Genomic DNA, 17,988 nt, shown 5'->3' with positions numbered 1-17,988 from the left:
TTAGTGTTTTAATTCCAAAATGATAGTAAAATTTAGCTTTTGTGTGACGCGAAATAAGAATAGGAATCTTTATTCTTTTAAATTGTTATTAAAAACAGGAAATTTACTTTTAATTTGTTAGCTTATTTATCCTTATTTGAAACTGATTGTAATTTGTTTCTTTTTGAGCTAAAAATAATATATTATTTAACTTTTTGATGTGTTTGAAACTTTTTTATGCGTTTCTGTCAAATAAATCTGTTTTTTGTTGTCTTTATGTTATTTGTAATGTGTATATTTGCAGGCGAAATAAAAATATCATAATATGTGTGGAATAGTAGGCTATATTGGTAAACGAAAAGCCTACCCTATCCTTATCAAAGGGTTGAAGCGACTGGAGTATCGTGGATATGACAGTGCGGGGGTAGCAATCATTAGTGATGACCAACAGTTAAATGTGTATAAGACGAAAGGGAAAGTCTCCGATCTTGAAAATTTCGTCACACAGAAAGATATTTCCGGTACAATCGGAATTGCCCATACCCGTTGGGCTACTCACGGGGAACCTTGTTCCGCTAACGCCCACCCTCATTACTCTTCTTCCGAAAAGCTCGCTCTCATTCATAACGGTATTATTGAAAACTACGCCGTTCTCAAAGAAAAACTTCAAGCCAAAGGCTATCTTTTTAAAAGTAGTACAGATACCGAAGTCCTCGTTCAATTAATAGAATACATGAAAGTCACTCATCAGGTCAGTCTGTTGACGGCTGTTCAGTTGGCGTTAGGGGAGGTGATTGGTGCTTATGCGATTGCGATTCTTGATAAAGAGCATCCTGATGAGATTATTGCTGCCCGTAAGAGTAGTCCGTTGGTAGTGGGGATTGGAGAGAATGAGTTCTTTCTTGCTTCGGATGCTACTCCGATTGTAGAATATACCGACAAGGTGGTTTATCTGGAAGACGGGGAAATCGCTGTCTTGAATCTGGGGAAGGAGTTGAAGGTGGTCAACTTGAGCAATGTTGAAATGATACCTGAAATAAAGAAGGTGGAACTCAATCTCGGTCAGTTGGAAAAAGGGGGATATCCGCACTTTATGTTGAAAGAGATTTTCGAACAGCCCGATTGTATTCATGATTGTATGCGCGGACGTATCAATGTGGAAGCTGATAATGTGGTACTTTCTGCTGTGATAGATCACCGGGAAAAGCTGCTGAATGCCAAACGGTTTATTATTGTTGCTTGCGGAACTTCCTGGCATGCCGGACTGATCGGTAAGCATCTGATTGAGAGTTTCTGCCGCATACCGGTAGAAGTGGAGTATGCTTCCGAATTCCGCTACCGTGATCCGGTGATTGACGGGCAGGATGTGGTGATAGCAATCTCCCAGAGTGGTGAGACGGCAGATACATTGGCTGCTGTGGAATTGGCGAAAAGCCGCGGGGCATTTATATATGGTATTTGCAATGCGATCGGATCCTCTATTCCCCGTGCCACTCATACCGGTTCGTATATTCATGTGGGTCCGGAAATCGGGGTGGCTTCTACCAAAGCATTTACCGGACAGGTCACTGTCTTGGCGATGCTGGCATTGACACTTGCCAAAACGAAAGGAACCATTGACGAACAGCATTATCTTTCAATCGTACAGGAGCTAAATCATATTCCGGAAAAGATGAAAGAGGTGTTGGAATTGAATGATACTTTGGCGGAGTTATCGAAAACTTTCACTTATGCGCATAATTTTATTTACCTGGGACGCGGATATAGTTATCCCGTAGCTCTGGAAGGTGCATTGAAATTGAAAGAAATATCGTATATTCACGCCGAAGGTTATCCGGCTGCGGAGATGAAACACGGACCGATTGCCTTGATCGATGCGGAAATGCCGGTAGTGGTGATTGCTACGCAGAATGGATTGTATGAGAAAGTAGTAAGTAATATTCAGGAGATCAAGGCACGGAAAGGAAAAGTGATTGCGTTCGTGACGAAAGGAGATACCGTTATCAGCAAAATCGCTGATTGTAGTATCGAACTTCCTGAAACAATCGAATGTCTCGATCCGTTAATAACTACGGTACCTCTCCAACTTCTTGCTTACCACATTGCGGTATGCAAAGGGATGGATGTGGATCAGCCGAGAAATCTGGCGAAGTCGGTAACAGTAGAGTGATGTGATTTACAATTAGACAATTTACGATTTACGATTGAAGAATCAATGATAGATAGTAAATTGTTTGATTGGCAGGTGGTAATTTAAATCGTAAATAGTAAATCGTCAAATTGTAAATAGTATAGATGGAACAATTGAAACATGAATGTGGCGTTGCCATGATACGTTTGCTCAAACCGTTGGAGTATTACGAGAAAAAGTACGGGACATGGATGTACGGTCTTAATAAACTCTACCTGTTGATGGAGAAGCAACATAATCGTGGACAGGAAGGTGCGGGACTGGCATGTGTGAAACTGGAAGCAAATCCGGGCGAAGAATATATGTTTCGTGAACGCGCTTTAGGTTCCGGAGCCATTACGGAAATCTTTGAAAACGTTCAAAACAATTTTAAGGATCTCACTCCTGAACAGTTGCACGATGCAGCGTATGCCAAACGAACTTTACCTTTTGCCGGTGAAGTATATATGGGACATCTTCGTTATTCCACGACGGGAAAATCCGGAATCTCTTATGTGCATCCATTTTTAAGAAGAAATAACTGGCGCGCCAAGAATCTGGCTCTCTGCGGAAATTTCAATATGACGAATGTAGATGAGATATTTGCCCGTATCACTGCCATCGGTCAGCATCCGCGTAAATATGCCGATACATATATTATGTTGGAGCAGGTGGGACACCGTCTTGACCGTGAAGTGGAGCGTGTATTCAATCTTGCTGAAGCCGAGGGGCTTACGGGCATGGGAATCACTCATTATATAGAAGAATATATTGATTTGGCAAACGTGTTGCGTACTTCCAGCCGCGAATGGGATGGGGGATACGTGATCTGCGGATTGACCGGAAGCGGTGAGTCTTTCGCCATCCGCGACCCGTGGGGAATCCGGCCTGCATTCTGGTATCGGGATGATGAGATAGCTGTTCTTGCTTCCGAACGTCCGGTGATCCAGACTGCTTTGAATGTTCCGTTTGAGGAAATCAAAGAATTGCAACCGGGGCAAGCATTGTTAATCAGCAAAGAAGGTAAAATCCGTACTTCGCAAATTAACAAGCCGCGCGAGAATCATGCTTGTTCTTTTGAACGTATCTATTTCTCCCGTGGCAGTGATGTCGATATTTATAAGGAAAGGAAACGGTTGGGTGAAAAGTTGGTTCCGAGAATTTTGAAAGCGATCAATAACGACATCGATCATACGGTTTTCTCTTTTATTCCCAACACTGCGGAGGTTGCTTTCTACGGAATGTTGCAGGGACTGGACGATTATTTGAATGAGGAGAAAGTGCAGCAAATCGCCGCATTGGGGCATCATCCGAATATGGATGAACTGGAAATTATTCTTTCCCGTCGTATTCGTAGCGAAAAGGTGGCAATCAAGGACATCAAACTCCGTACGTTCATTGCCGAAGGAAACAGTCGTAATGATTTGGCTGCCCATGTGTATGATATCACATACGGAAGTCTGGTACCCGGTGTCGATAATCTGGTGATTATTGACGACAGCATTGTGCGTGGTACTACGCTGAAGCAAAGTATCATCGGTATTCTCGATCGTTTGGGTCCGAAGAAGATTGTGATAGTATCTTCTTCTCCACAAGTGCGTTACCCTGATTATTACGGTATTGATATGGCAAAGATGAGCGAGTTTATCGCTTTCAGGGCTGCTGTCGAACTGTTAAAGGAGCGGGATATGAAAGATGTGATTGCGGCTGCCTACCGTAAATCGAAAGATCAGGTGGGACTGCCGAAAGAGCAGATGGTAAACTATGTGAAGGATATCTATGCTCCGTTCACCGATGAGGAAATCTCTGCCAAGATGGTGGAACTGCTGACGCCCAAGGGGACAAAAGCGAAAGTGGAAATCGTCTATCAACCGCTGGAAGGACTGCACGAGGCTTGTCCGCATCATAAGGGCGACTGGTATTTTAGCGGCAATTACCCTACCCCGGGAGGGGTAAAAATGGTGAACCGGGCATTCATCGACTACATAGAACAAATGTATCAATTCTAACAACCATACAACGATTCAATAATAAGAATGAGAAATGTGACATTAATCCTTGACGACGGGAGCCGGTTTTCCGGTAAGTCGTTTGGCTACGAGAAGCCGGTGGCAGGCGAAGTAGTTTTTAATACTGCCATGACCGGATATCCGGAGAGCCTTACTGATCCTTCCTATGCCGGACAGTTGATGACGCTTACCTATCCTTTGGTAGGCAATTACGGTGTTCCTCCTTTTACCATCGAACCGAATGGACTTGCCACTTTCATGGAAAGTGAGAAAATCCATGCGGAAGCGATTATCGTAAGTGACTATTCTTATGAATACAGCCATTGGAACGCAGTGGAAAGTCTCGGCGACTGGCTGAAACGCGAGCAAATTCCCGGCATCACAGGCATCGATACGCGCGAGCTGACTAAGGTTCTTCGTGAACATGGAGTAATGATGGGGAAAATCGTTTTCGATGATGAGCCGGATAATGTGCCTGAAGCAGCATACGCAGGCGTCAATTATGTAGATCGTGTATCTTGCAAAGAGATTATTTGCTATCTTCCTGCCGGAACTTCACAAACTTTCTCCATAAATAGCTCCTATGCGCAGCTTAATTCTCAATTCTCAACTTTCAATTCTCAATTTAAGAAGGTTATCCTGGTAGATTGCGGTGTAAAGACAAATATTATTCGTTGTCTGCTGAAACGTGGTGTGGAAGTTATCCGTGTGCCTTGGGATTATGATTACAACGGACTCGAATTTGACGGGTTATTTATCTCCAACGGACCGGGCGACCCGGATACTTGTGATGCTGCGGTGCAGAATATTCGCAAGGCGATGGCAAACGAGAAATTGCCTATTTTCGGTATCTGTATGGGAAACCAGTTGCTTTCAAAAGCAGGCGGAGCCAAAATTTATAAATTGAAATACGGACATCGTAGCCATAACCAGCCGGTGCGTATGGTAGGTACGGAGCGTTGTTTTATTACTTCACAAAACCACGGTTATGCTGTAGATAATAATACGTTGAGTGCAGACTGGGAGCCGTTGTTCATCAATATGAACGATGGATCCAATGAGGGAATCAAACATAAAAAGAATCCTTGGTTTTCTGCACAATTCCATCCGGAAGCGGCGAGCGGACCTACAGATACGGAATTCCTGTTCGATGAATTTGTAAACCTGCTAAAATAACCGACAATCATGAAAGAAAATATAAAGAAAGTATTGCTGTTGGGTTCCGGTGCCCTGAAAATCGGTGAGGCCGGTGAGTTCGACTATTCCGGTTCGCAGGCACTCAAAGCCTTGAAAGAAGAAGGTATTGAAACCATTCTTATTAATCCCAATATTGCTACGGTACAGACATCTGAAGGAGTGGCGGATCAGATTTACTTCCTTCCGGTGACTCCATATTTCGTAGAGAAAGTGATTCAAAAAGAAAAGCCGGAAGGTATCATGCTGGCATTCGGTGGACAGACGGCTTTAAATTGTGGAGTGGCTTTATATAAGGAAGGCATCCTTGAAAAATATAATGTAAAGGTGCTCGGCACTCCGGTACAAGCTATTATGGATACCGAAGATCGTGAACTTTTCGTTCAGAAATTAAATGAAATCAATGTAAAGACCATTAAGAGTGAGGCCGTAGAAAATGCGGAAGATGCTCGTCGTGCAGCGAAAGAGCTGGGTTATCCGGTAATTGTTCGTGCGGCTTATGCATTGGGTGGCTTGGGTTCCGGTTTTTGTGATAATGAAGAACAACTGGATCTTCTTGTAGAAAAAGCATTCTCTTTCTCTCCGCAGGTATTGGTGGAAAAATCACTGCGTGGTTGGAAAGAAGTGGAATATGAAGTGGTGCGTGACCGCTTTGACAACTGTATCACCGTTTGTAATATGGAGAACTTCGATCCGCTGGGTATTCATACTGGTGAATCTATTGTTATTGCTCCATCCCAAACGCTTACGAATAAAGAATACCATAAACTTCGCGAGTTGGCTATACGTATCATCCGCCATGTTGGTATTGTGGGTGAATGTAATGTACAATATGCCTTCGATCCCGAATCCGAAGATTATCGGGTTATTGAAGTGAACGCCCGTCTTTCCCGTTCTTCCGCTTTGGCATCCAAAGCAACCGGTTATCCGCTGGCTTTCGTTGCTGCCAAATTGGGATTGGGTTATGGACTCTTCGATCTGAAGAACTCTGTAACCAAGACTACTTCTGCTTTCTTCGAACCGGCATTGGATTATGTCGTATGTAAGATTCCTCGTTGGGATTTAGGTAAATTCCACGGGGTTGATAAAGAACTGGGTTCTTCCATGAAATCTGTGGGTGAAGTAATGGCTATCGGACGCACTTTTGAAGAAGCGATTCAGAAAGGGCTTCGTATGATCGGACAGGGAATGCATGGTTTTGTGGAGAACAAAGAATTGGTTATCTCCGACATTGACAAAGCCTTGCGTGAACCGACCGATAAACGTATTTTCGTGATCTCGAAAGCGTTTCGTGCCGGCTACACCATCGATCAGGTGCACGAATTGACTAAGATTGATAAATGGTTCTTGCAGAAGTTGATGAATATCATGAACACTTCCGAAGAGTTGCATAGTTGGGGAAATAACCACAAACAGATTGCCGATTTGCCGGACGAATTGCTTCGTAAAGCTAAAGTTCAGGGTTTTTCTGATTTCCAGATTGCCCGTGCTGTCGGCTACGAGGGAGACATGGAAGACGGAATTCTTTATATTCGCAATTATCGTAAGAGTGTGGGGATCCTTCCGGTAGTGAAACAGATCGATACGTTGGCAGCCGAATATCCGGCACAAACCAATTATCTGTATCTTACTTATAGCGGTGTAGCAAATGATGTGCATTATTGGGGAGATCATAAGTCTATTGTCGTACTGGGTTCCGGTGCTTACCGTATCGGGTCTTCGGTAGAATTTGACTGGTGTGGCGTACAGGCTTTGAATACCATTCGCAAAGAGGGATGGCGCAGTGTCATGATTAACTATAATCCTGAAACCGTATCTACGGACTACGATATGTGCGACCGTTTGTACTTCGACGAATTGACCTTCGAGCGTGTGATGGATATTCTGGAACTTGAGAATCCGCATGGCGTGATTGTATCTACCGGTGGTCAGATTCCGAACAACCTTGCTTTACGTCTGGATGCACAGAATATCCATATTCTTGGTACAAGTGCCAAGAGTATTGACAATGCCGAGGACCGTGAGAAGTTCTCTGCCATGCTCGACCGTATCGGTGTGGATCAGCCTCGTTGGCGTGAGTTGACTTCTATGGATGACATTCAGGAGTTTGTTGAAGAAGTCGGTTTTCCCGTACTTGTTCGTCCGTCTTACGTGCTTTCGGGTGCTGCAATGAATGTTTGTTCTAATCAGGAAGAATTGGAACGTTTCTTGAAACTGGCAGCCAATGTATCGAAGAAACATCCGGTGGTAGTAAGCCAGTTTATCGAACACGCCAAGGAAGTGGAAATGGATGCGGTGGCGCAGAATGGAGAAATCGTGGCATACGCTATTAGTGAACATATCGAATTTGCGGGAGTACACTCCGGTGACGCAACGATTCAGTTTCCGCCACAGAAGTTATATGTAGAAACTGTTCGCCGTATTAAGCGTATCAGTCGTGAGATTGCCAAGGCTTTGAATATCTCCGGTCCGTTTAATATTCAATATCTGGCGAAAGACAATGATATCAAGGTGATTGAATGTAATCTCCGTGCCAGCCGTTCTTTCCCGTTTGTCAGCAAAGTGTTGAAGATCAACTTTATCGAACTGGCAACGAAAGTAATGCTCGGTCTGCCTGTGGAGAAACCGGAAAAGAATCTCTTCGAACTGGATTATGTAGGAATCAAGGCTTCCCAGTTCTCCTTTAACCGCTTGCAGAAAGCCGATCCGGTATTGGGGGTAGATATGGCTTCTACCGGTGAAGTGGGCTGTATCGGTATGGATACTTCCTGTGCCGTACTCAAAGCAATGCTTTCCGTGGGCTATCGTATTCCGAAGAAGAATATCCTGCTGTCTACGGGAACAATGAAACAGAAAGCTGATATGATGGATGCGGCCCGTATGTTGGTGAATAAGGGATACAAACTCTTTGCAACGGGTGGTACACACAAAACGCTTGCAGAGAATGGAATCGAGAGTACTCATGTCTATTGGCCGAGTGAGGAGGGGCATCCGCAGGCATTGGAAATGCTTCATCGCAAGGAAATCGATATGGTAGTCAATATCCCGAAGAATCTGACAGCTGGAGAATTAAGTAATGGGTATAAAATCCGTCGTGCTGCCATTGACTTGAATATACCGTTGATTACAAATGCCCGTCTGGCTAGTGCATTTATCAATGCCTTCTGTACGATGAGTGTGGATGATATAGCTATCAAGAGCTGGGTAGAGTATAAATAAGCAGAATGTCATCTTTTTGAAAAGAGGCTGACATCACATTGAAATGAAAATGTTAAGGCCGTTCCTGATATTCGGGAGCGGCCTTTGTTGTAGAAATGTAATTTCTCCGTCATTCCTTTTCTACTATAATTTTCCGGCGAGGAATAGCTAAATTTAGTATTAAATCGTATAGGTTACTAAAAACTTTATAAGAAAACGACCGTAAATCACCTTCTTTGTTGTAAATTCGTTCTATTTCTCGTAATATCAAACTTATTTTAATCAATTAATATAGAAAGTAAATTATGAGAAAAGACGGATTTACCGTATGTGCAAATAATTATATAAATTGTTTGCGTCAGGAAGGGCGTTATGCCACAGCGCATGTTTATGAGAATGCACTTCGCTCTTTCACCATATTTTGTGGAACAGAATGTGTGTCATTCAGTTTGATTACTCGTGAGAATTTGAAGCGGTATAGCAGTTATCTGATGTCCTGCCGCTTGAAGTTGAACACGATTTCCACTTATATGCGAATGTTACGTTGCATATACAATAAGGGAGTAGATACTCATCAGGCTCCTTATATTCATCGCTTGTTTCGTGATGTCTTTACCGGAGTAGATACTCGTCAGAAAAAAGCAATTCCTATAAATGAATTACACACGCTGCTTTATAAAGATCCGCAGTCCGAAAAACTTCGCCGGACGCAAGCCATCGCTAATTTGTTATTTTTATTCTGCGGAATGCCTTTCGCCGATCTTGCTCATTTGGAAAAGTCGAATTTGGAGGGGAATATATTGAAGTACAACCGTGTCAAGACGGGAACTCCAATGAGTATAGAAATCTTAGAATCGGCTTCATGTATTGTTTCCCGGCTTCGTAATACGCATTCTGTTGTTCTTCCCGAGCATCCGGATTATCTTTTTTATATATTAAGTGGAAAGAATAAACGGGATGGAGAAGCGGCATATATAGAATATCAATCCACACTGCGTCGTTTTAATAATGATTTGAAGAGTTTAGCCAAGAAACTGCGTATTCATTCATCCGTAACTTCTTATACATTTCGCCATTCCTGGGCAACTACCGCTAAATACAGGGGAGTACCTATCGAAATGATTAGCGAGTCATTGGGGCATAAATCTATTAAGACAACACAAATTTACTTGAAAGGCTTTGATTTGAATGAGCGTACCAAAGTAAATCGACTGAATTATTCTTACGTCAGGAATTATAGGGGAATTCTTTGAAAAGGATATTAAGTCTTTGATAACCAGTCTAAATACGCAGCTGTTACTTCTTAGGTAACGGAAATTATAGAGTACTGGACACCTACCACAAAAAGAAGAAGAAATACGTACGAACAAGGGAGTTTAGATACATTTTGCCTGATATACAGAGATATTTGAAAAGTATAGGCAGTCGAATTCATAGAACATGAAATAGGAATGTTTCATGTCCCGATACATTTTTACTGTATATTTAAATAAAAAGAGAAAAAAAAGGAATTTTGCTTGTATGTTATTAACAATTTTGTCTATATTTGCACCGAATAATTTCCGTTACCTAAGAAGTAACGGAAACTTAAGGGGTAAAAAAGTATGATTCTAACGAAAGAAACTTTAAGTGCTGGGCCTAAAATTGGGACAGGGGAAGGCGTAGCACACTCTAAACGCTGGTATGTCGCTCTGGTCCGTATGCATCATGAGAAGAAGGTAGCCGAACGTTTAGACAAAATGGGGATTGAAAATTTTGTACCGGTCCAGCAAGAAGTACATCAATGGAGCGACCGCCGTAAAGTGGTTGAATCCGTGCTGCTTCCCATGATGGTCTTTGTACATGCTGATCCTAAAGAACGTAAAGAGGTTCTTTCCTTTTCTACAGTTAGTCGGTATATGGTAATGCGCGGTGAGAGCAGTCCGACTATCATTCCTGATGAACAAATGGCCCGTTTCCGTTTTATGCTCGACTATTCCGAAAAGGCAATCTGTATGAATAGCGCTCCTTTGGCACGTGGTGAAAAAGTACGTGTTGTCAAAGGTCCTTTGACTGGTCTTGTAGGAGAGCTTGTTATGGTGGATGGCAGGAGTAAGATTGCTGTCCGGTTAAATATGCTGGGGTGTGCTTGTGCGGATATGCCGGTTGGGTATGTGGAACTGTTTAAATAAACACAGAATAAAAGCTACTTTGTGTCCATCTCAAAACAGCTTACTTATTTTCTAAAATTGAAATAAGCTTTTATGAAAGGAATAGTTTTAGCCGGTGGTTCAGGCACTCGTCTGTATCCTATCACTAAAGGAGTGAGTAAGCAGTTGCTTCCCATCTTTGACAAGCCCATGATTTATTATCCGATTTCAGTCCTTATGTTGGCTGGAATCCGTGAGATCCTGATTATTTCCACTCCTTATGATCTTCCGGGCTTCAAGCGTCTCTTAGGCGATGGCTTCGACTATGGAGTACGGTTTGAATATGCCGAACAACCCTCTCCGGACGGTCTGGCACAAGCCTTTATTATCGGTGAAGACTTCATCGGCAATGATTCCGTCTGTCTGGTATTAGGTGATAATATCTTCTATGGTCAAAGCTTTACCCGCATGTTGCAGGAGGCTGTCCGTACAGTCGAGGAAGAGCAGAAAGCAACCGTATTCGGTTATTGGGTTGCCGATCCCGAACGTTATGGAGTTGCTGACTTTGACAAGGATGGAAATGTTTTGAGTATCGAAGAAAAACCAGAAAATCCAAAATCTAACTACGCTGTAGTGGGACTCTATTTCTACCCCAATAAGGTGGTGGATGTAGCCAAACATATACAACCTTCTCCCCGTGGAGAGTTAGAAATCACTACCGTTAATCAGGAATTTCTCAATGACCACCAATTAAAGGTTCAACTATTAGGCCGTGGTTTTGCCTGGCTTGATACCGGCACGCACGATTCTCTTTCCGAAGCCAGCACTTTTATTGAAGTGATTGAAAAACGTCAGGGATTGAAAGTCGCGTGTCTTGAAGGTATTGCCCTGCGTCATGGCTGGATAACAGCGGATAAAATGCGTGAACTGGCCAAGCCCATGCTAAAGAACCAATATGGCCAGTACCTTTTAAAAGTAATAAATGAACTGGGACTGGAATAATGCCATCTTCCTTTCCGGTAATCTAAATAACTAATAAACACTAATCACAGTGGAAATAATCAAAACTGCTATTGAGGGCGTTGTCATCATTGAACCCCGGCTTTTTAAAGATGACCGTGGTTACTTTTTCGAATCCTTCTCTCAACGTGAATTTACAGAAAAGGTCCGTAAGGTAGATTTTGTCCAGGATAATGAAAGTAAATCCAGCTATGGTGTTTTACGTGGTCTTCATTTTCAGAAACCACCTTATGCCCAGAGTAAACTGGTACGTGTCATTAAAGGCTCTGTCCTTGATGTGGCTGTCGATATCCGTAAAGGCTCACCAACATTTGGAGAGCATGTATCAGTGGAATTGACTGAAGAAAACCACCGTCAGTTCTTTATTCCTCGTGGATTTGCCCATGGCTTTGTTGTCCTGACGGAAGAGGTTATTTTTCAATATAAATGTGACAACTTCTATGCTCCTCAATGTGAAGGTGCCCTGGCTTGGGATGATCCCGCGTTGAAAATCGACTGGAAGGTTTCTGCTGATAAAATAATCCTTTCCGGGAAAGACCAACATCACGAATGTCTGGAAGAAGCCGGCTGGTTATTTGATTATAACGAAAATCTGTATTAAGCTCAATGAATATTCTAGTGACAGGAGCTAACGGTCAGCTTGGCAATGAGATGCGCCGTGTGTCGTCAACCAGCTCCAACCAATATCTTTTTACCGATGTGGCAGAGTTGGATATAACCAGTCGTGATTCTATCCGTAAAATGGTCAATGACAACCAAATTCATGTCATCGTTAATTGTGCTGCCTATACAAATGTAGATAAGGCGGAAGATGATTTCGCGACTGCTGATTTATTGAATAATAAGGCAGTGGAGAATCTGGCTGTTGTAGCAAAAGAAGCTGATGCTACTTTAATACATGTCTCTACTGATTATGTTTTTCAGGGAGACAGAAATATCCCTTGCAGGGAAGATTGGGAAACTAATCCTTTGGGTGTATATGGTAAAACGAAGCTGGCCGGTGAGCGTAGCGTACAGGAAACCGGCTGTCATTATCTTATCTTTCGCACCGCCTGGCTTTATTCCCCTTATGGGAAGAACTTCGTAAAAACAATGCGACAACTCACAGCTGATAAAGATACCTTGAAAGTAGTCTTTGATCAGGTTGGTACTCCCACTTATGCCGGAGACTTGGCATCTGTTATCTATCAAGTGATTGAGGAGAATCAACTCTATAAAGAAGGCATCTACCATTTTAGTAATGAAGGTGTGTGTTCATGGTATGACTTTGCGAAGGAAATCTGTGACTTGAGTGGCAATGTGTGCGATATTCAACCTTGTCACAGCGATGAATTTCCCAGTAAGGTAAAACGTCCTCATTTTTCTGTACTGGATAAAACAAAGGTGAAATCTACTTTTGGAATCACTGTTCCTTATTGGAAAGATTCTCTGCAGAAATGTATACATGAATTGAAACAACAATCAGCTTATTAAAATAGACATGAATTTCACACGAAATATATTGATTACAGGTGGAGCAGGCTTCATCGGATCGCACGTAGTGCGTTTGTTTGTTAACGCATATCCTGAATATCACATTATTAACTTGGATAAACTGACTTATGCCGGTAATCTGGCTAACCTGAAAGATGTTGAGAATCAACCTAACTATACCTTTGTAAAGGCTGATATCTGTGACTTTGATAAAATGTTGGAACTCTTCAAGCAGTATCGTATTGATGGAGTTATTCACCTGGCTGCTGAAAGTCATGTAGACCGTAGTATAAAAGATCCATTTGCTTTTGCTCACACTAATGTCATCGGTACCCTTTCTTTATTACAGGCTGCCCGGTTAACTTGGGAATATCTTCCTGAATGTTACGAAGGTAAGCGTTTTTATCATATTTCTACAGATGAGGTTTATGGCGCTTTGGAATTCGATGGCACCTTCTTTACGGAGGAGACTAAATACCAGCCCCATAGTCCTTATTCAGCTAGCAAGGCAGGTAGTGATCATTTTGTGAGGGCTTTCCATGATACTTATGGTATGCCTACTATTGTGACAAACTGCTCTAATAATTATGGTCCTTATCAATTTCCGGAGAAACTGATCCCATTGTTTATAAATAATATTCGTCAGGGCAAACCCTTGCCGGTGTATGGTAAGGGAGAAAATGTAAGAGACTGGTTGTATGTTGTGGACCATGCTAGGGCGATAGATTTAATTTTCCATAACGGGAAAACGGCTGAAACCTATAATATTGGTGGTTTTAATGAATGGACGAATATTGATCTTATAAAAGTTATCATAAAGACAGTTGATCGTTTGTTAGGTAATCCGGAGGGTACTTCAGATCATTTGATTACTTATGTAACAGATCGTAAAGGACATGATTTACGCTATGCAATTGATTCGAATAAGCTGAAGAATGAATTAGGTTGGGAACCAAGTTTACAGTTTGAAGAGGGGATAGAGAAAACTGTTAGATGGTATTTGGATAATCAGGAGTGGATGGATAATGTAACAAGTGGAGATTATCAAAAAGACAATGACAGAGATGATAAATCTCTTTAATAAGAGCATTTTTATATTGGCAAAAATGAATTATTAAAGTTTTCTATAAACATTAATAATTAACGGATAAATTTTTATTTTGACTGAAAATATTACACAAAATAATTCTAAACGTATAGCGAAGAATACATTACTTCTTTATATTCGGACATTCATAACAATGGCCATAAGTTTGTATACTTCACGTATGATTTTAGAAGTTCTAGGTATAAATGATTTTGGAATTTATAATGTTGTAGGTGGATTTGTTGGAATGTTCGCTTTAATTAGTGCTACATTAACATCGTCTACACAACGCTTCATTACATATGAATTAGGAAAAAAAGATGAAAATCATAGTCAGGAGATTTTCTCGACAGCTGTATTAATACATATAATTATAGCACTCGTTATAATCGTACTTGCAGAGAGCGTAGGTGTATATTTTTTGAATAATCAAATGAATATCCCTATATCAAGATTAACGGCTGCTAACTGGGTGTTTCAGTTTTCATTAATAACATTTGTTGTTAATATTATTAGCATTCCATATAATTCAACTATAATTGCACATGAGCGGATGGCTGCTTTTGCTTATATCACTTTAATAGAGTCTATTCTGAAATTACTCATCGTTTATCTATTGATATTATCCACTTTTGATAAGTTGATAATATATGGAGCTTTAATGTTGCTGGTTTCTTTAGCTATTCGTATGATTTATGGGGTGTATTGTTCGAAAAATTTTATTGAATGTAAATTCAAATTAGTAAAAGAACGTTTTTATTATAAACAAATTTTAGGATTCTCTGGCTGGAATATAATTGGGTCTTCATCGGTCGTTTTGACTAACTATGGAATTAATATTCTTTTAAATATATTCTTTGGTGTAGCAGTTAATGCGGCTAGAGGAATTACGACACAAGTTGATAATGCTTTAAATCAGTTTGTAAGCAATTTTGTTATGGCACTTAATCCGCAAATAACAAAATCTTATGCATCTGGAAATAGAGAATATATGATGAAACTTGTAATGACTGGTTCGCGTTATTCTTTTTATCTTTTGTTGATTATGGTAATACCCATTCTTTTCGAAACAGAATATATACTTGCATGTTGGCTGAAAAATACACCAAAATATACAGTTATTTTTGTACAGTTATCTTTGATATATATGCTATGTCAATCTCTCTCAAATACTTTATTTACTGCAATGTTAGCCACTGGCAACATACGGAATTACCAAATAATTGTGGGAGGATTAGCTTTGATGGCATTTCCGCTTTCATATGGTCTTTTTAAAATGGGATTTGAGCCAGCATATTGCTATTATGCAACTATTTTTATTTCTATTCTTTGCCTTGTTGTTCGTTTAATAATGCTACATAGGATTATAGGGTTGTCTATACGAATATTTTTTAAGGATGTTATAGTAAGGGTTATATTGGTTTCTATATTTTCATTGATATCTCCATATATTATAATTAGTTTCATGACGCAAGGATTAGAACGTTTTATAATACTTTCCTTAGTGTCATTGGTAGCTACATGTATCTTTATATTTTTCAGTGGAATGTCTAAGGATGAACGCACGTTTTTTATAACATATATCAAGAATAAATTTAATAAGAGATATGAGAGAAAATTCTAATATAAATAAAGCATTGGCTTATTATATCGGATATTCGACAGATGACCTTATTCGTTATAAAGCATCTTCGGGCGGTATAGGAACATCTATCATTAAATATCTCCTTTCAACGTCTGAATATGATACCTCTATGACTTTTGTTTATGATAAAGAAAAGTGCGGCTATATTCCAAAATTGATATATGACTTTAATGAAATAAATATCTGTGGTAGTGTTTATCAAGATATCGATATATTCTCTTTTTTAAAAGAGAATATATCGAGTATTAAAAATGGTATTATAGTGACTTGTATGCCTTGTCAAGTTCAAGGAATACGGTCCGTGTTGGATAGGAATAATATTAATAATTTTATTATATCATTCTGTTGTTCAGGACAAACTACTCTTGAGGGAACATGGCTTTGTTATCGGTATATGGGTATTGATAAAAGTCAGGTGATTAATATGCAATATAGGGGAAATGGGTGGCCAAGTGGGATACAAATAGAATTGTTTGATGGTAAAAAAATATATAAAAATAATTATACTAATCCTTGGAGATTAATGCATCAGTCAAAATTATTCCGTCCCAAACGTTGCCTCATGTGCAAAGAAGATATTAGCTATAAGGCGGATGTATCATTAGCAGATCCTTGGTTGGGAAAATATAAAATTAGTGACAAAATAGGTCATACAATGTTTTTAATCAATACAGAGAAGGGATTAGCTTTTATTGAAGAAATGAAAAATAAGTCGTTATTGCAGCTAATAGATTCTTCTGTGGAAGACTATATAGAAGCTCAAGGACATACTATAATGGCCAAAGATAAAGCATCGCTAGAAAAAAAGTTTAATAATATATTATCAAAAATGGGGAATAATATATTATATAAGAAAATCATGACATTATCTCCATTCATGCTTAGATTTCATATGCTTATAATTCGAATTGTTTATAAAATTGTTAAATAAAAATATGATGAAACCATATATTATCATTTCAGGACTTAATTTTAGAGATAATAATAGAGGAACAGCAGCTTTAAGCTATGGCTCACTTTCTTTCTTGAATGAGAGAGAATTGTTATCAAAGGAGACGAAAATTCTAAATTTTCGTTTTGTGAAAAATCTTTTTAAATCAAAAAATAGGGGAACTAATATTCAAAAGATTGATATAGCAGGTGTGAAATGGGAATATTTAACGGTTAATGTTTTTTTTGTAGAAGCTTTGTTGTTTAAATATTTGCATATTTGTTTACCTTTTACTAATTTAGGACGAATGATAAAGCAAGTCGAGTACGTTGCTGCAATTAATGGAGGAGATGGCTTTTCAGATATTTATAATACTACCTCTTTTCTCAATCGGTTGCCTGATATCAATTTAGCAATGAAATTTAATATTCCTGTTATTATTCTTCCTCAAACATTAGGACCATTTAGAGAGAGCAAGAATAAAGTTATAGCTGACCGTATACTTTGTTACGCTAGTCAAATTTTTGTTCGTGATAATAAATATGCTTCTGATTTGGAGGCAATGGGATTGAAGTATGAACAAACGAGGGATTTGTCATACTATATGAAACCGGAACCTTTTAACATTGAAATTAAGGCTAATGCAATAGGTATTAATATAAGCGGATTGGCTTATAGCAATAAATTTAGAACTCTTTCAGGGCAATTCTCTACGTATCCATATCTCATAAATAAACTTATTGTTTATTTCCAACAGAAGAATATTGCGATTTATTTAATACCTCATTCATATAATTATCAGAAAGTAGAAGTTGCAAATGACGATTTGGAAGCTGCACGTGATGTCTATTCTAAATTGCATGATAAGAGCAATATTATACTTATTGATCAAGATTTGATTTCGCCCCAAATAAAGTTTATTATATCTCAAATGAAGTTTTTTATTGGTACACGTATGCATGCTAATTTTGCAGCTATGTATACAGGAGTACCATTGTTTGGGTTAGCATATAGTTATAAATTTCAAGGAGCATTTGAAGCAAATGGCATTTATGATAGTACAGCCATGATAAATGATATCAGTGAAAAGGAAGCAGATGCTATAGTAGAGAGAATAGTTACAAAATATAAAAGCTTGGACTAATTTTAGCCT

The 17,988-nt window shown here is 39.7% G+C and carries 13 protein-coding genes; all 13 read left to right on the top strand.

The genetic code is table 11. The annotated features are described in order from the left end of the window. The first annotated feature begins 304 nt into the window (after window positions 1-304). Window positions 305-2,149 (top strand): glutamine--fructose-6-phosphate transaminase (isomerizing), encoded by a 1,845-nt coding sequence (gene glmS / locus AB3G73_RS06600; RefSeq protein WP_148367525.1) that lies wholly within the window; start codon window positions 305-307, stop codon window positions 2,147-2,149. A 125-nt stretch (window positions 2,150-2,274) separates the two neighbouring features. Next, window positions 2,275-4,158 carry an amidophosphoribosyltransferase gene (locus tag AB3G73_RS06595; protein WP_148367523.1) on the top strand — a complete coding sequence of 628 codons (1,884 nt, stop codon included), beginning with the start codon at window positions 2,275-2,277 and terminating at the stop codon, window positions 4,156-4,158. A 27-nt stretch (window positions 4,159-4,185) separates the two neighbouring features. After that, entirely contained in the window at window positions 4,186-5,334 is a 1,149-nt protein-coding gene (gene carA, locus AB3G73_RS06590) for a glutamine-hydrolyzing carbamoyl-phosphate synthase small subunit (protein ID WP_074558392.1), read from the top strand. 9 nt (window positions 5,335-5,343) lie between these two features. Next, the gene (gene carB / locus AB3G73_RS06585) at window positions 5,344-8,571 is read left to right on the top strand and encodes a carbamoyl-phosphate synthase (glutamine-hydrolyzing) large subunit (RefSeq protein WP_367743878.1); all 3,228 of its coding nucleotides are present in this window, start codon (window positions 5,344-5,346) and stop codon (window positions 8,569-8,571) included. 284 nt (window positions 8,572-8,855) lie between these two features. Next, window positions 8,856-9,803 (top strand): site-specific integrase, encoded by a 948-nt coding sequence (locus AB3G73_RS06580; protein WP_148367519.1) that lies wholly within the window; start codon window positions 8,856-8,858, stop codon window positions 9,801-9,803. A gap of 351 nt (window positions 9,804-10,154) precedes the next feature. Beyond that, window positions 10,155-10,721: a UpxY family transcription antiterminator gene (locus AB3G73_RS06575; RefSeq protein ID WP_342999055.1), complete on the top strand. Its 567-nt coding sequence runs from the start codon at window positions 10,155-10,157 to the stop codon at window positions 10,719-10,721. A gap of 72 nt (window positions 10,722-10,793) precedes the next feature. After that, window positions 10,794-11,681, top strand: coding sequence for a glucose-1-phosphate thymidylyltransferase RfbA (gene rfbA / locus AB3G73_RS06570; protein WP_342988869.1), 888 nt, complete (start codon window positions 10,794-10,796; stop codon window positions 11,679-11,681). A gap of 49 nt (window positions 11,682-11,730) precedes the next feature. Next, a complete protein-coding gene (gene rfbC, locus AB3G73_RS06565; protein ID WP_367743875.1) occupies window positions 11,731-12,300 on the top strand; it encodes a dTDP-4-dehydrorhamnose 3,5-epimerase in 570 nt (189 codons plus the stop codon). Between the two features lie 5 nt (window positions 12,301-12,305). Continuing rightward, window positions 12,306-13,172, top strand: coding sequence for a dTDP-4-dehydrorhamnose reductase (rfbD, locus tag AB3G73_RS06560; protein WP_342998957.1), 867 nt, complete (start codon window positions 12,306-12,308; stop codon window positions 13,170-13,172). 7 nt (window positions 13,173-13,179) lie between these two features. Next, window positions 13,180-14,253, top strand: a complete 1,074-nt coding sequence (gene rfbB / locus AB3G73_RS06555; protein WP_342989429.1) for a dTDP-glucose 4,6-dehydratase — start codon at window positions 13,180-13,182, stop codon at window positions 14,251-14,253. Window positions 14,254-14,332: 79 nt separating this feature from the next. Further along, a complete protein-coding gene (locus AB3G73_RS06550) occupies window positions 14,333-15,883 on the top strand; it encodes an oligosaccharide flippase family protein (RefSeq protein WP_367743872.1) in 1,551 nt (516 codons plus the stop codon). After that, the gene (locus AB3G73_RS06545; protein WP_367743870.1) at window positions 15,867-16,835 is read left to right on the top strand and encodes a Coenzyme F420 hydrogenase/dehydrogenase, beta subunit C-terminal domain; all 969 of its coding nucleotides are present in this window, start codon (window positions 15,867-15,869) and stop codon (window positions 16,833-16,835) included. Before AB3G73_RS06550 ends, AB3G73_RS06545 begins: the two co-directional genes overlap by 17 nt. Window positions 16,836-16,839: 4 nt before the next feature. After that, window positions 16,840-17,979, top strand: coding sequence for a polysaccharide pyruvyl transferase family protein (locus tag AB3G73_RS06540; protein WP_342989426.1), 1,140 nt, complete (start codon window positions 16,840-16,842; stop codon window positions 17,977-17,979). Window positions 17,980-17,988: the final 9 nt, after the last annotated feature.

This window comes from Bacteroides sp. L008, assembly GCF_040812255.1.
GTDB lineage: Bacteria > Bacteroidota > Bacteroidia > Bacteroidales > Bacteroidaceae > Bacteroides > Bacteroides vicugnae.
Note: the sequence above shows the minus strand (reverse complement) of the source record. Positions and strands in the feature narration are given on the sequence as shown.

What these genes read in the sequence shown, in the direction of transcription:
- carB (WP_367743878.1), top strand. Translation starts at nt 5,344, where the DNA reads ATGAAAGAAAATATAAAGAAAGTATTGCTGTTGGGTTCCGGTGCCCTG.
- glmS (WP_148367525.1), top strand. Translation starts at nt 305, where the DNA reads ATGTGTGGAATAGTAGGCTATATTGGTAAACGAAAAGCCTACCCTATC.
- rfbB (WP_342989429.1), top strand. Translation starts at nt 13,180, where the DNA reads ATGAATTTCACACGAAATATATTGATTACAGGTGGAGCAGGCTTCATC.
- AB3G73_RS06540 (WP_342989426.1), top strand. Translation starts at nt 16,840, where the DNA reads ATGATGAAACCATATATTATCATTTCAGGACTTAATTTTAGAGATAAT.
- AB3G73_RS06595 (WP_148367523.1), top strand. Translation starts at nt 2,275, where the DNA reads ATGGAACAATTGAAACATGAATGTGGCGTTGCCATGATACGTTTGCTC.
- rfbD (WP_342998957.1), top strand. Translation starts at nt 12,306, where the DNA reads ATGAATATTCTAGTGACAGGAGCTAACGGTCAGCTTGGCAATGAGATG.
- carA (WP_074558392.1), top strand. Translation starts at nt 4,186, where the DNA reads ATGAGAAATGTGACATTAATCCTTGACGACGGGAGCCGGTTTTCCGGT.
- rfbA (WP_342988869.1), top strand. Translation starts at nt 10,794, where the DNA reads ATGAAAGGAATAGTTTTAGCCGGTGGTTCAGGCACTCGTCTGTATCCT.
- AB3G73_RS06580 (WP_148367519.1), top strand. Translation starts at nt 8,856, where the DNA reads ATGAGAAAAGACGGATTTACCGTATGTGCAAATAATTATATAAATTGT.
- AB3G73_RS06545 (WP_367743870.1), top strand. Translation starts at nt 15,867, where the DNA reads ATGAGAGAAAATTCTAATATAAATAAAGCATTGGCTTATTATATCGGA.
- AB3G73_RS06575 (WP_342999055.1), top strand. Translation starts at nt 10,155, where the DNA reads ATGATTCTAACGAAAGAAACTTTAAGTGCTGGGCCTAAAATTGGGACA.